Source organism: Mycobacterium simiae, assembly GCF_008370645.1.
Classification (GTDB): Bacteria; Actinomycetota; Actinomycetes; order Mycobacteriales; family Mycobacteriaceae; genus Mycobacterium; species Mycobacterium simiae_A.
The window spans coordinates 38677-50760 of record NZ_VTZN01000012.1; the positions used below are offsets into that span (position 1 = coordinate 38677).

11 protein-coding genes and 1 pseudogene are annotated in these 12084 nt (G+C 64.2%); 5 read left to right on the forward strand and 7 right to left on the reverse strand.

The features are described 5' to 3' along the window. Positions 1–6: 6 nt before the first annotated feature. The 4 genes and pseudogenes from F0Q45_RS03790 to F0Q45_RS03805 all read right to left on the reverse strand — a co-directional run bounded on the left by F0Q45_RS03790 (position 7) and on the right by F0Q45_RS03805 (position 6179). Positions 7–1604: pseudogene (locus tag F0Q45_RS03790) on the reverse strand (putative alpha/beta hydrolase). 172 nt (positions 1605–1776) lie between these two features. Beyond that, positions 1777–2439 (reverse strand): C39 family peptidase, encoded by a 663-nt coding sequence (locus F0Q45_RS03795; RefSeq protein ID WP_149652655.1) that lies wholly within the window; start codon positions 2437–2439, stop codon positions 1777–1779. 470 nt (positions 2440–2909) lie between these two features. Then, positions 2910–5459: a heavy metal translocating P-type ATPase gene (locus F0Q45_RS03800; protein ID WP_149652656.1), complete on the reverse strand. Its 2550-nt coding sequence runs from the start codon at positions 5457–5459 to the stop codon at positions 2910–2912. A 189-nt stretch (positions 5460–5648) separates the two neighbouring features. Next, the gene (locus F0Q45_RS03805) at positions 5649–6179 is read right to left on the reverse strand and encodes a hypothetical protein (protein WP_149652657.1); all 531 of its coding nucleotides are present in this window, start codon (positions 6177–6179) and stop codon (positions 5649–5651) included. A 239-nt stretch (positions 6180–6418) separates the two neighbouring features. On the opposite strand from F0Q45_RS03805, the gene F0Q45_RS03810 reads away from it, so the two are divergent. Further along, positions 6419–6670, forward strand: a complete 252-nt coding sequence (locus F0Q45_RS03810; RefSeq protein ID WP_149652658.1) for a hypothetical protein — start codon at positions 6419–6421, stop codon at positions 6668–6670. Positions 6671–6681: 11 nt separating this feature from the next. Here the strand turns inward: F0Q45_RS03810 and F0Q45_RS03815 are convergent, their stop codons facing one another. Next, positions 6682–7422 (reverse strand): class I SAM-dependent methyltransferase, encoded by a 741-nt coding sequence (locus tag F0Q45_RS03815; RefSeq protein WP_149652659.1) that lies wholly within the window; start codon positions 7420–7422, stop codon positions 6682–6684. Positions 7423–7552: 130 nt separating this feature from the next. Here F0Q45_RS03815 and F0Q45_RS03820 point away from each other — a divergent pair, with 130 nt between their 5' ends. The 3 genes from F0Q45_RS03820 to F0Q45_RS03830 are packed head-to-tail and all read left to right on the forward strand — an operon-like array spanning position 7553 to position 9928. Then, positions 7553–8545, forward strand: a complete 993-nt coding sequence (locus tag F0Q45_RS03820; RefSeq protein WP_149652660.1) for a GNAT family N-acetyltransferase — start codon at positions 7553–7555, stop codon at positions 8543–8545. Between the two features lie 12 nt (positions 8546–8557). After that, a complete protein-coding gene (locus tag F0Q45_RS03825; protein ID WP_149652661.1) occupies positions 8558–9247 on the forward strand; it encodes a DUF5642 family protein in 690 nt (229 codons plus the stop codon). Between the two features lie 27 nt (positions 9248–9274). Next, positions 9275–9928: a DUF5642 family protein gene (locus tag F0Q45_RS03830; RefSeq protein ID WP_149652662.1), complete on the forward strand. Its 654-nt coding sequence runs from the start codon at positions 9275–9277 to the stop codon at positions 9926–9928. Positions 9929–9944: 16 nt separating this feature from the next. On the opposite strand, the gene F0Q45_RS03835 is transcribed toward F0Q45_RS03830, so the two are convergent. After that, the gene (locus F0Q45_RS03835; protein WP_188112772.1) at positions 9945–10541 is read right to left on the reverse strand and encodes an alpha-ketoglutarate-dependent dioxygenase AlkB; all 597 of its coding nucleotides are present in this window, start codon (positions 10539–10541) and stop codon (positions 9945–9947) included. Positions 10542–10608: 67 nt separating this feature from the next. Here F0Q45_RS03835 and arcA point away from each other — a divergent pair, with 67 nt between their 5' ends. Then, positions 10609–11817 (forward strand): arginine deiminase, encoded by a 1209-nt coding sequence (gene arcA, locus F0Q45_RS03840; protein ID WP_149652664.1) that lies wholly within the window; start codon positions 10609–10611, stop codon positions 11815–11817. Between the two features lie 38 nt (positions 11818–11855). Here arcA and F0Q45_RS03845 read toward each other — a convergent pair. After that, positions 11856–12084: DUF559 domain-containing protein (locus F0Q45_RS03845; protein WP_149652665.1), on the reverse strand; the 229-nt coding region annotated here is incomplete at its 5' end.

The following is a 12084-nucleotide window of genomic DNA, read 5'->3' on the forward strand; positions in this document are numbered from 1 at the left end:
CGGCAGTTAGCGGTTCGCGTTCACCGCAAACTGCTGCGTGTTGTACGGCGTGTTGGTTGTCGTGTTCCATTGACTGACGAAGAGATTCAGCTTATCCAGCGTGGAGCCAGGGAGGATGAATCCGCCGTAGTTCTGAGGTACAAAGTTCGGCCCCCGCGAATTATTCTGCTGAGCAACAAGTGTCGGTCCAACGCTCAACACTTTCGTGGGGTCATTCACAACACGGATCTCGACGTTCCCAGTCCCCTGGTTGAATCCCGACAGCACCGCCTTGCCGTCGACTTCCCTGAAACTGAGTTCACCGTAGGGGGACTGGCTGAGCGGGGCGGCGGCTTGTTCGGGTGTGCCCCGCTGCCGGTCCAGGGTTGCCAGGCGGAGCGGTCGGTGACGTGGCTGGCGTCGACTCGGTACATGGTGACGCCTTGGCTGCGGTCGAATGAGTCGGCGGCGATGTACACGTTGCCATCTGTGGCCTGGAAGCCGCTGATCTGGGTTGGCGCGGCTCCAGGCGCACGCCACGAGCCTGCGATGGGCTGCCAGCCATGGGAGAGGTCGCCGCTAACCTGAGTGAGCCACGATCCGCCATCAGGCTTCAAGTTGGTTGTGCCCGTGGCCATCATGTAGGTGGTGCCGTCGCGCATCCGGATACTTCCAGCGGGGAGGGTGTTTTTCCCGGCCGCTTGCGGAGGCGGTGGGAACAGCACGTTCAGACTCCCGTCCGGCCCAGTCAGCGGCGTGCCGAAATGCGGACGACCCTGATCGTCGAACGTGACCGGGACGGCCACCGATGGGTAGTGCGTCCCGTCGTAAGCATTATCGCCGGAGAACGAATCTCCGAAGACTGCGACGTATGTCCCGTCGGGCAATTGAACCACTTCCCCCAAGTCTGCCGCTCCGATTCCGGGTATGCCCGGATTGGAGCCGGTACCGGCGATCGGACCCAGATTCCTTGCCTCACCACGTTTCAACGGACCTTCGATCCAGTCGTCCACGGTCGCTGACGGGTCGTAGCCGTCGGTGCGCAGGGTCGCCAATGAACTTTGCAACGTGGCCGAATAGGTGTTGCGTGTCGAATGCAGCTGGCCCAGGGCGGCCTTGGTGTCGCGGATGGCGTCGTCTTCACAGGTGGTGATAAAGGCATCGAGTGCGTCCCGGTCTGCCGCGCTCAGGTGGACATCTTTTTCCATTTCGACGGCTTGGCCAATCAAGTTATCGAGTTCCTGCAACTGAGCTTCCAGAGCGGCGATCTCGCCAGTTGCGGCCTTTTGCGCCTCGGCTAACGCTGCGGCAATGTTTTCCAGGTCGACGCCGATCTTGGGTAACTGCAGGGACTGCGCGCCGAGGGACTTGACCACCCGCTGCACTTCGGCCGAATCATTGATCGGGTGATCGCCAGTTTGGTGGTGCCAGGCCGCGTCGAAGCGGTTGCGGGCTTGCTCGAATGCGTTGTTGGCCTCCACGGTGCATCGGCCCGCTTCGCGAAATGCCTCCGCCAGATCGGCAATCTGCAGAGGGCGACCAGCCTGCAGGCTTCGATCGATCGCCCAGGGATCGCCACCGGCTTGGGCGATCAGAGCGGCGATGCTGATGTAGTGGAGCTGCACGGAATTGTCAGCGTTAGCACCGACTACGGGTCAGCTCGGCCCGGGCACGCGCAGCGGCGAGTGACATCACCACCTCCTTTTGAGCTGGTGTCAGACTAACTATCGCCGATTTGACGATCAACTCGCCTTGCAACCGCTTTGAGCACGTCGTGATGCTGTCCCTTGCGTCGAGTCAGGTGGTAACCGCCATCAGCTCGCTGCTGGTTTTCCATGCCTGGATGAAGAGCGCCAACGGGATCTGCTCGTCGGCTCCGTGGCGGCTACCGCTGTCATTGAGGTGCACGACTTCGCTACCAGCGTCGACGCCGGTCACCACCACGGTGTGGTTATGCATTGGGTTGCCGTTTCTGTCCCTGTCTTCGACGGGCCTGTGCCAGATGAGTTCGGCATTGACACTGACGATCACCTTGTGGCCGGAACCCAGTTGCTGCTCGAGTCCCCCCAGGTCTCCGTTGATGATCACGGCGCCCACGTTGTACCGCGCCAGCAACGTCGGGATGTCCCTGAACCAGGCGCCCTGGCCCGAATTCGGGTCGGTGGGATCAGCCGGCCGGGTGTAGATCGGACCCGGGCCCTGCGAGCTCGGGGTCGACTGGGCCATCTCGATAATGTCCTCCTCCGAGGGCTCCACGCCGGTCACTTCGCCGACCACGTCGGCGCTCGACATGAGGACGCAGTCGTCCCAATATTGCTGGTAGCGCCAGTATTTGGCGGCGGCCGCGGGGTCGCCGTACATGGTGTCCGACGTCGCGTTGGTCGGGCCGGCCAATCCCAGGACGACACCACCGGCGACCACGGCGACGGCGGCAGCCTTGGCGATGATCGCGACCTTCATCGTTTGCTCGCTCTCCTTCCGCGGTGTGGCGGACTTGGAGAAAAGGCTCGGATGCACGCCTTGTCGTTTTCTCAACGAATCCTTGGAGTGACCGGCCCGTCTATAGCTGCGGCATGTCCGCGACGATAGGTGGATGGCGCGCGTGGGAAGGCCAGAGCAGCACCCCAGACCGCGAAATCACTTCTACCACAAAAATCTTTGGGTTGGAGCGGCACACAGTTTGCCCAACTCAGAGCGACAACCCAAGGAGCACAATGGATTTGTCGCTCGTAGCTGGGCACAAAGAACCTTCCGACCCGTTGGTACCCCTGTGACTGATGATGTGGCAGTTATGGTGGCGTCCCGCTGCCGCGGGATCAAGACGATTTACCCTTTTAGACGCCGTGCTCCGCAAGATCTGGTGCGCGCGGCGTCGCCCCGGCAGTAGGCGTCCGCGGCGGCGTCGCCGTCGCGGTACGCGAGGACTAGCCTTAGCCAGCGACCGGTTCGCGCTGGGCGGCACCGATTTCCACCCGAGGGTCGACCGCGGGTACTTCCGCAGGAGCAAGCGGTTCGACCCGGTAGCGGCGCAGGCGGTTGGCGTTACCCACCACAGATAACGAAGACAGTGCCATAGCCGCGGCGGCGATCATCGGCGAAAGCCGCAGTCCCAAAATGGGATACAACACGCCCGCCGCCAGCGGGATCCCGACGGCGTTGTAGATCAAGGCGAAGAACAGATTCTGTCGAATGTTGCGCATGGTGGCACGGGAGAGCCGGATCGCAGTGACCACCCCAGCCAGCGAACCCGAGATCAGGGTGATGTCGGCGGCTTCGATCGCCACGTCGGTTCCGGTGCCGATGGCAAGCCCGACGTCGGCTTGGGCCAGGGCGGGTGCGTCGTTGATGCCGTCGCCGACCATGCCAACCCGGCGACCCTCGGCCTGCAGCCGGCGGATCTCGCCTGCTTTGTGGTCGGGTAGGACTTCGGCCAGCACCCGCTCGACACCGACCTGGCGGGCGATCGCGGCGGCAGTGCGGGCGTTGTCCCCGGTGATCATCACGACCTGTAGGCCCAACTTGCGCAGGGCGGCGATTGCCGCAATGGAATCGTCCTTGACGGTATCGGCCACACCGATCACCCCGGCCGGCTCGCTGTCGACCGCGGCCAGAATTGGGGATTTCCCCGCGGCCGCTAGCTCGGCGCTGATCTGCTCGAGTTCCGCTGTGTCGATGCCGTTTTCGGCCAGCAAAGTCGCGGTGCCAACGAGCACGGTAACGCCCGCGACAGTGGCCCGAACCCCCTTGCCGGTGATTGAGTCGAAGGCCGATACCGCGGGAATGTTGATGCCGCGATCACGGGCCCCGGCTACCACCGCGCCGGCGATAGGGTGCTCGCTGTCGACTTCGGCGGCGGCAACCAGCGTGAGCAGTTCCCTCTCCGGGACTGTCCCGGTCACGCGGACATCGGTCAGAGCCGGCTTGCCGGCGGTAATGGTGCCAGTCTTGTCCAGCACAATCGCGTCGAGGCGGTGCGCGGTCTCCAGCGCTTCGGCTGAGCGGATCAGGATGCCGGCGCGGGCGCCCTTGCCGGTGCCGACCATGATCGACAATGGGGTAGCAAGGCCCAGTGCGCATGGGCAGGCGATGATCAAGACCGCAACCGCCGATACCAACGCCTGTGTCAACGTGGGTGCTGGGCCGGCGACAAACCACACCACGAAAGTGACTATCGCAGTGGCGATCACGACCGGAACGAAGTATGCCGAGATCGCGTCGGCCAGCCGCTGGATCGGGGCTCGCGATGCCTGCGCCTGCTGCACCATGCGGATGATTTGGGCGAGCATGGTGTCCGCGCCGACTTTCGTCGCACGGACCCGCAACGCGCCGGTGCTGTTGATGGTTGAGCCGATGACGGTGTCGCCGGTCTGTTTGCTGACTGGCATCGACTCACCGGTCACCATCGACTCATCGACGGCGGATCGCCCGGACAGCACGGTGGCGTCGACCGGGATCTTCTCGCCGGGCCGGATCACGATCTCGTCGCCAACGATGACCTCGTCGACCGCGACCTCGGTCTCGACGCCGTCCCGCACGACACGGGCGGTGCGGGCTTGCAGGCCCAGTAGGGCGCGGATGGCTTCGCCGGTGCCGGCTTTAGCGCGGGCTTCCAGCAGCCGGCCCAGCATGATCAGCGTCAGGATCACCCCAACTGCTTCGAAATACACATCGCGCACTTCGGCTGGCAAGGCCCCGGAGGCGACGGTGACCAGCAGACTGTAGCTGTAGGCCGCCACGGTGCCCAGGGTGATAAGGCTGTTCATGTCGGCGCTGCGATGCGCCAGCGCCAGCCAGCCGCTGCGATGGATCGGCCAACCGACGTAAAACATCACCGGGGTGATCAACGTCAGCTGCACCCACTGGTTGAGCAACAGGTCCGGCACCCAGGCGGCGCCCAATGGATGAGCCATCACCGCGTACAGCACCGGCGCGGTGAGCACCGCGCCGATCGCTACGCGGCGGGTCAAGTCGGCGATATCGGCGCGTCGCTCTTGCGCCTGGGCAGCTTCAACGTCTGCGGCGGCAGGCTCGCCGACGCGATCCGATGGCGCATTACCCGAAGCAGCGTAAGGCATTTCGGGTTCGGCGGATGCCACAGCCCGGTCGTCGGAGGTGACGACCAGGGTGCCGGAGATCATGTTCATGCTGCAGCTAAATCCGAACGATCCCGCCTGTTGCGGGATGAGCCTGACCGTGGTGCGCTGATGCGCGGGCAGGGCCGCCGACAGCTGGAGGTCGGGAAACACGACCCGCGAGCTGCAATCCCCGGTTTCCTGCCGGTCGAATTCGATTTCCACCGGAATGCCCTGGCGCACCTGGACCACGTTGGGACTGTACCCACCGCGGATCATCACCTGGATCCGCTGCACCCCGTCGCTGACCGCGGCGGCGTGGGCGCGCCGCGGCGCAAAGAAGTACCACGCTAACCCACCGATCGCCAGGGCCGCGCCCACAAGGACGGCAATGTCGGTACCAGACATGATGAACTCCTCGCTAGCCGGTCGTATTTGGGGCTTGCGCCCGCCGTACACAGGCCAATATACCCCTAGGGGGTAATGCGGCGGCAACTTGTCTCGGCGAATTGGACCAACCACGTCTCCGGCAGCTGGTGCCCGCAGCCGCGTGCCGAACGCTGCGCCTAGCCAACGAGTCGAGTGTTCGATGAAAGATCAGGCGCTGCCCGACCGCAGCGACAATAGTCCGGGTGCGACCGGCCCGGTCAGATAGGTGCGTGCGCCCGACGACACGCTGAGCACGATCCGCGGTGGCTGACTCGCGGCGCCTTCGGCGGCGGAGACAAACCGCTGGACATGCTGCAGCTCGGTGAGCAGAACAGCCGTCTCGCCAACCGGTATGTCGTGGGGAACCTCGAGTCCGGATGCCCGGGTTGGCTGCAGCGACGTGCCGTTCGGACCAATGCGGATCGCCCAGCTCGCCACATGCAGTGGGGCGCGCCCGGTGTTGACGACCTTGACGCCGATAACGAATCGGCCCTCGGGGAATCGCGCCGCCGCGTTCTGCAGCGATTCGCGTGCGTCGTTTCCGGCGTCGCTGGTCACTACCCCGTCGGGTGTAAGGAGACCGACCACGGGCGTCAGTTTCGCCTCTGGCCGCTTGCGAAAGCCGAAGAACTGCCAGATAAGCGAGGCTACTGCGAGCACGGTGGCCACCAGGCCAAGGACGAATCCGGCGACGCTCACCTTGCGACGCTCAATCTGTCAACCATGATCGTCAACGCTACTGGTGGGGTTGGGTGACGCAACTCCGAAGCCAGCCGGCAGGGTTATCGGCCCAGTCCGCATTGCGGAAATGCGCTGTGGCGGAAGTAATTGAGGCAAGCCCGCACCAAGTCTGATGAAGTTCCAAAATTCACCTGAACATTCGCTAAGACCGCGTTTCAGCACAGGACGAGCTGACATGACCGCCCTACTGTCAAGGTATGAGCACGAAGTACTACCTGCAGAAGGTGCCTGTCGAATCGGTGGAGCCAGGCTTTTCGCTGGCCGTGCGCCACGCCGGCGATTATCGGCTGTTCCAGGTCGATTGCACACAGATGTCCCGGCGCAGTGGCCAACCGGTCATGATCACGCTCACCAGCCAGCCGCTCAACGGCGGCGATCCGTGGACCCTCGAATTGGAGGCGGGCACGCCGGTGGTCCGGCTGTTGGGCGTTTACCAGGCCGCCTCGTAGCGTGCAACGCGTTACCGAGGCTTGGTGGCGGCGACGAACTGCAGCGCGCGTTGTGCCTGCTGGTCAATGTCGACCAGACCCGCCGACGCAAACAAGTCGACAAAGCTGTGTCGGTCGAACATGGTGAGCCCGATGAGCCCGGCGGTCGCGGTCAGTGCCTTTCGGATTGGCGCCGTTTGCCCGGAATAACTGGTCAGGATCGCTATCCGGCCGCCGGGGCGCAGTACCCGCACCATTTCATGGGTGATCCGGAACGGCTCGGGCATCAGATACAGCGCACCGAAACAGCAAACAGCATCGAATGTTTCGTCGTCGAACGGCAACATGCGGGCATCGCCGCGGACATAACACGTCTGCGGTCCGCTGTTGTCGGCAACGGCCCGAGCCAGCATCGGTTCGGAAATGTCGAACCCCACGGCGAGGCCGCCAGCCGGCAGACATCGGGCCAGCGGCGCCGTGAAATTCCCTGGGCCACAGGCCACGTCGAGCAACGTACCGGCACTGTGGAGCTGCAATGCCGCTGCCGCGCGACGCTGTTCGGCCTGGGCGGTGAAGCCGCTAGCCAGATAGAAGGATGCCGGACGCCACAACCGCTCGTACACCGTTGCGACGAAAGGGCTGTTCATCGCCCGCTGGGCAAACGTAGGGACCGGCGCACTCGTCGATTCGCCCAACACGTCGAGGAAGCCGTGCCGCAGTACGGCGGTCTCACTGAGCAAACTGCGAGTCAGCTCAAGCGGATCAGTATGCATGGCGGTTGTCTTTCGATGGTCCGGAGTCGTATATACCACCCGTGGTCAGGCTAATCTTTTGTTGCCGCAGCGGTAGGCGGCGCCATAACCTGAGCGGCTAGGACCGCGACGCGGTGGCGGATGGGATGGGATGGCCGAAGTGACCGGCGCACGGGTCGACGAACTCGCGGGAATGGACATCTTCGAGGGATGCCCTGCCAAGGAGCTAGTGCACTTAGCGACCTGCCTCACCCCCATGCGGGTGCCCGCTGGCCAGGTCCTCATGCGGCAGGGTGAGCAGGCCGTGTCGTTTCTGCTCATCTCGTCGGGTAGCGCTGAGGTCATCCATGTTGGCGACGACGGTGTCGTGATCGTCGAGCAAGCGCTGCCGGGCATGATCGTCGGGGAAATCGCTTTGCTGCGTGATATCCCCAGGACGGCGACGGTCACCGCGGTCGAGCCGCTGACCGGCTGGATCGGCGCCCGTGCTGCACTCGATCAGATGATGCACGTTCCTGGGATCATGAATCGGCTGGTCCGCATGGTCCGGCAACGCCTCGCCGCCTTCATCACCCCGATTCCGGTGCGGATTCGCGACGGCACTCAACTCCTGCTGCGGCCGGTACTGCCTGGCGATAGCGAGCGGACGGTACGCGGGCACGTGCACTTCTCCAGCGAGACGATCTATCGGCGGTTCATGTCGGCGCGGGTTCCTAACCTGGCGATGATGCACTATCTGTCCGAGGTCGACTACATCGACCATTTCGTTTGGGTGATGATCGACGGCAGTGACCCGGTGGCCGACGCACGTTTCGTCCGCGACGACATCGACCCGACGCTCGCCGAAATCGCGTTCACCGTCGCCGACGCCTATCAGAGCCGGGGGGTCGGAAGCTTCTTGATCGGCGCGTTAGCCGTTGCCGCCCGGGTGAGCGGCGTCGAGAGGTTTTCCGCCCGGATGCTTTCCGACAACGCGCCGATGCGCACCATCATGGATCACCACGGCGCGGTCTGGCAGCGTGAGGACATCGGGGTCATCGCCACGGTCATCGAGGTGCCCGGGCCGCGAAACCTGGGCTTCGGACGCGAGATGGCCGAGAAAATCCGGGTGGTGGCCCGGCAGGTCATTGAGGCGGTGAGTTAAGGATTGGCAATCGTGCGGCCGTTCAGGATGGGCGTGGGGGTGACTCTGCTGGTTACTGCCTGCGCTCATGCGCCCGCACCGGTGCGGGCCCCGTCGGCTTCCGCGCCGACGCCGCACCCCACCACCGTCACCCCGGCCAACATCAAAAGGATCAGTCGCGAGCTGCCACCCGGCTATGAGATCACCAACGTTATTCCCAGTGCCGCCTCGCCGAGAGCGATCTGGAGTCTTGACGTGGCCGCGACGGTGCAACCCGCGGAATGCGCGATTATGGCCGATCCGGGTAGCAGTGGCAATGGCCGCAGTCAGTCCGCTCAGGGTGTGTCCGGATCAGGTGCGGGCGGCATTGTTAACGCCGTCGTGGTGGTTGTGCCGTCCGGCCCGGTGCTTCCCGCAGAACATGTGGTTGCCGGCTGTACGCAGTGGACGATGTCGGACGGACATACAACGGCCGCCATCCGCCTCATCGATCCGCCCCGCATCGAGGATGCCGAAACCCTGGGCATGATCACCGACATCCGCACCTCCGTGGAGTCCGGTACCGAAATAAGTTCGCAGATATACACCTTCATCGCCTACCTGGGCCAGCAGCACTACGCCTTCACCACGCTGACCACCGACCCCGGGTCCATGCGTGCGCCGCTGCCGGCTCAGTTCGCCGCCGATCTGCTGGTCAAAACGGTGTCGACGTTACGCAGCTGAGCATCCGCGTTGGGTAGGGTGGCCACGATGTCGAAGGTGGTGCTGGCGCTGGCAACAGTGTGCGTGCTCGTCGGCTGCTCGCAGCGCGCATCCCAGCTGACCAAGGCCGACATCGGCAAAGTCATCGACGTAAAGTCAAGCTTCGGACCCGAGTTCAAAGTCAGCGACGTCCCGCCCAGGGCTATCGATCCGCAGTTTTTTGCCGCCCGCAAGCTACCGGACGGGCTGACGTTCGACCCGGCGAATTGCGCCAAAGCGGCTGTGGGACCACAGCTTCCACCCGGCTTGCAAGGCAATATGGCCGCCGTCAGCGCCGAGGGCAACGGCAATCGGTTCGTCGTGATTGCCGTTGAGACCTCACAGCAGCTACCCGTCAACGACCCCGGCAAAGATTGCGCCAAGATCGGCTTTTCCGGAGCGCAGCTGCGAGGTGGTATCCAGGTAGTCGATGCGCCCCATATCGACGGCACCCAGACACTTGGTGTGCACCGGGTGCTGCAGGCGGTGGTCGACGGGTCACCCCGCACCGGCGAACTCTACGACTACTCGGCGCAGTTCGGCTACTACCAAGTCAATGTGATTGCCAATCCACTAGTGATCCCTAATCAGCCGGTCACGCCGGTGGATATCAAACGCGCCCGTGACCTGCTAGTCAAAGCGGTGGCCGCAGTTAGCGGCTAGGGCTCTAACAAGAGCTCTAACGCACGTCGCGGGGCCGGAACTGGATGCTCACCCGCGGTCCGGTGGGTGTCGACGTCTTGGGTACCGAATGCTCCCAGGTACGTTGACACGATCCGCCCATCACCAGCAAATCTCCATGCGCCATCGGGAATCGCAATGATGCGCCGCCGCCGCGCGGGCGCATCGCGAAGATACGGGTCGCGCCCAGGCTGACGATCGCGACCATGGTGTCCTGGGTGCTGCTGCGGCCGATGGTGTCGCCGTGCCAGGCCACGCTGTCGGAGCCGTCCCGGTACCAACACAGCCCGACGGTGGTGAACGGCTCACCCAGTTCGCCGCCGTAAATGTCGTTGAGCCGCCGCCGAATCCGCGCTAGCTGTGGATGCGGTGGCGCTTCGATCGTCAAGTCGTGAAAGCTCACCAGCCGGGGTACGTCGACCACCCGGTCGTACATGTGGCGCCGTTCGGCCCGCCATGGCACCGTGGCCAGCAGCGCCTCCAGCAGGGCGTCGCCACCCTGGAGCCAGTTGGCGCGGATGTCGAGGAATGCGCCGTCACCGAGTTGTCTTCGCTCGTTGTGTTCGAATAGCGAGCCCTGTACCGCGATCGCCACGAGCACGATTCTATCGCACACTTGTTCGACGAACTGGGGCGTGACGCGACCCGCTACGGTTTGAGCTGTGGGCGTTGAGTTGGGTTCCAATTCCGAGGTAGGCACACTCCGGGTCGCCATCCTGCACCGCCCGGGCACCGAACTGCGCCGACTCACCCCCCGCAACAGCGATCAGCTGCTGTTCGACGGGCTGCCTTGGGTGTCTCGGGCGCAGGACGAGCACGACCAGTTCGCCGCACTGCTGCGCTCGCGCGGCGTGGAGGTGCTGCTGCTGTCCGAACTGCTGACCGAGGCGCTGGGCAGCGGTGCCGCCCGGATGCAGGGTGTCGCCGCCGCTGTGGACGCACGCCGTCTCGGAATGCCTTTGGCCCAAGATCTTTCGGTCTACCTGCGCAGTCTCGACCCGATCCGGCTGGCTCATGTACTAACCGCCGGGATGACGTTCCACGAGCTGCCGTCGGATATCCAGACCGACGTGTCGTTGGTGGTCCGCATGCACCAAGACGCGGACTTCGTCATCGAGCCATTGCCTAACCTCGTGTTCACTCGGGACTCGTCGATATGGATCGGGCCGCGAGTAGTTATCCCGTCGCTGGCACTGCGGGCGCGGGTGCGCGAAGCATCGTTGACCGACATCATCTATGCCCATCACCCGCGGTTCACCGGAGTACGGCGCGCCTACGAGTCGCGCACCGCTCCCGTCGAGGGCGGCGACGTGCTGCTGCTGGCCCCCGGTGTGGTCGCCGTCGGAGTGGGTGAACGCACCAGCCCGGCCGGCGCGGAAGCGTTGGCGCGCAGCCTTTTTGACGACAACCTCGCGCACACTGTGCTGGCCGTGCCGATTGCCCAGAAGCGCGCCCAAATGCATCTGGACACCGTGTGCACAATGGTCGACATCGACGCGGTGGTGATGTACGCGGCCGTCGTCGACTCGCTGCAGGCGTTTACCCTCCGCCGCACACCTGACGGGGTGACGATCAGCGATGCGGCTCCATTCCTGCAGGCCGCTGCTGAGGCGATGGGCATCGACAAGCTGCGGGTCATCGACACCGGTTTGGACCCTGTCGTGGCCGAACGCGAACAGTGGGACGACGGCAACAACACGCTGGCGGTGGCACCCGGTGTCGTCGTCGCCTACGAGCGCAATGCGCAGACCAATGCCCGCCTGGAGGCCGCAGGTATCGAAGTGCTGACCATAGCGGGCTCCGAACTGGGCACGGGCCGGGGCGGCCCGCGTTGCATGTCCTGTCCGGCCGCGCGTGACCCGCTGCTGTAATGACCAGATTGCCGCCAGGGTCGTGGTTGTTGGAGGAATCACAGCCTCCCCCGCAAGCGGGAGGTGCCCTCAGGCGGCAATTTCGACGCTGTGCGGGCCAGCGCGTCGCGCACGCGCTTGACGACCAGTTCGGCTCGGTCTTCGTTGATTACCTTGATCACGTGCCAACCAAGGCGATCGAACATCTCAGCTCGGTGAATGTCTTTCACATACTGTCGCCGTTCGCTGCGATGTTGGTCTCCGTCGTATTCAAGGGCCACCATCGGC

Coding starts and splice junctions, on each gene's coding strand:
- F0Q45_RS03830 (WP_149652662.1), top strand. CDS start 9,275: ATGTCGAAGGTGGTGCTGGCGCTGGCAACAGTGTGCGTGCTCGTCGGC.
- F0Q45_RS03800 (WP_149652656.1), bottom strand. CDS start 5,459: ATGTCTGGTACCGACATTGCCGTCCTTGTGGGCGCGGCCCTGGCGATC.
- F0Q45_RS03815 (WP_149652659.1), bottom strand. CDS start 7,422: ATGCATACTGATCCGCTTGAGCTGACTCGCAGTTTGCTCAGTGAGACC.
- F0Q45_RS03795 (WP_149652655.1), bottom strand. CDS start 2,439: ATGAAGGTCGCGATCATCGCCAAGGCTGCCGCCGTCGCCGTGGTCGCC.
- F0Q45_RS03810 (WP_149652658.1), top strand. CDS start 6,419: ATGAGCACGAAGTACTACCTGCAGAAGGTGCCTGTCGAATCGGTGGAG.
- F0Q45_RS03820 (WP_149652660.1), top strand. CDS start 7,553: ATGGCCGAAGTGACCGGCGCACGGGTCGACGAACTCGCGGGAATGGAC.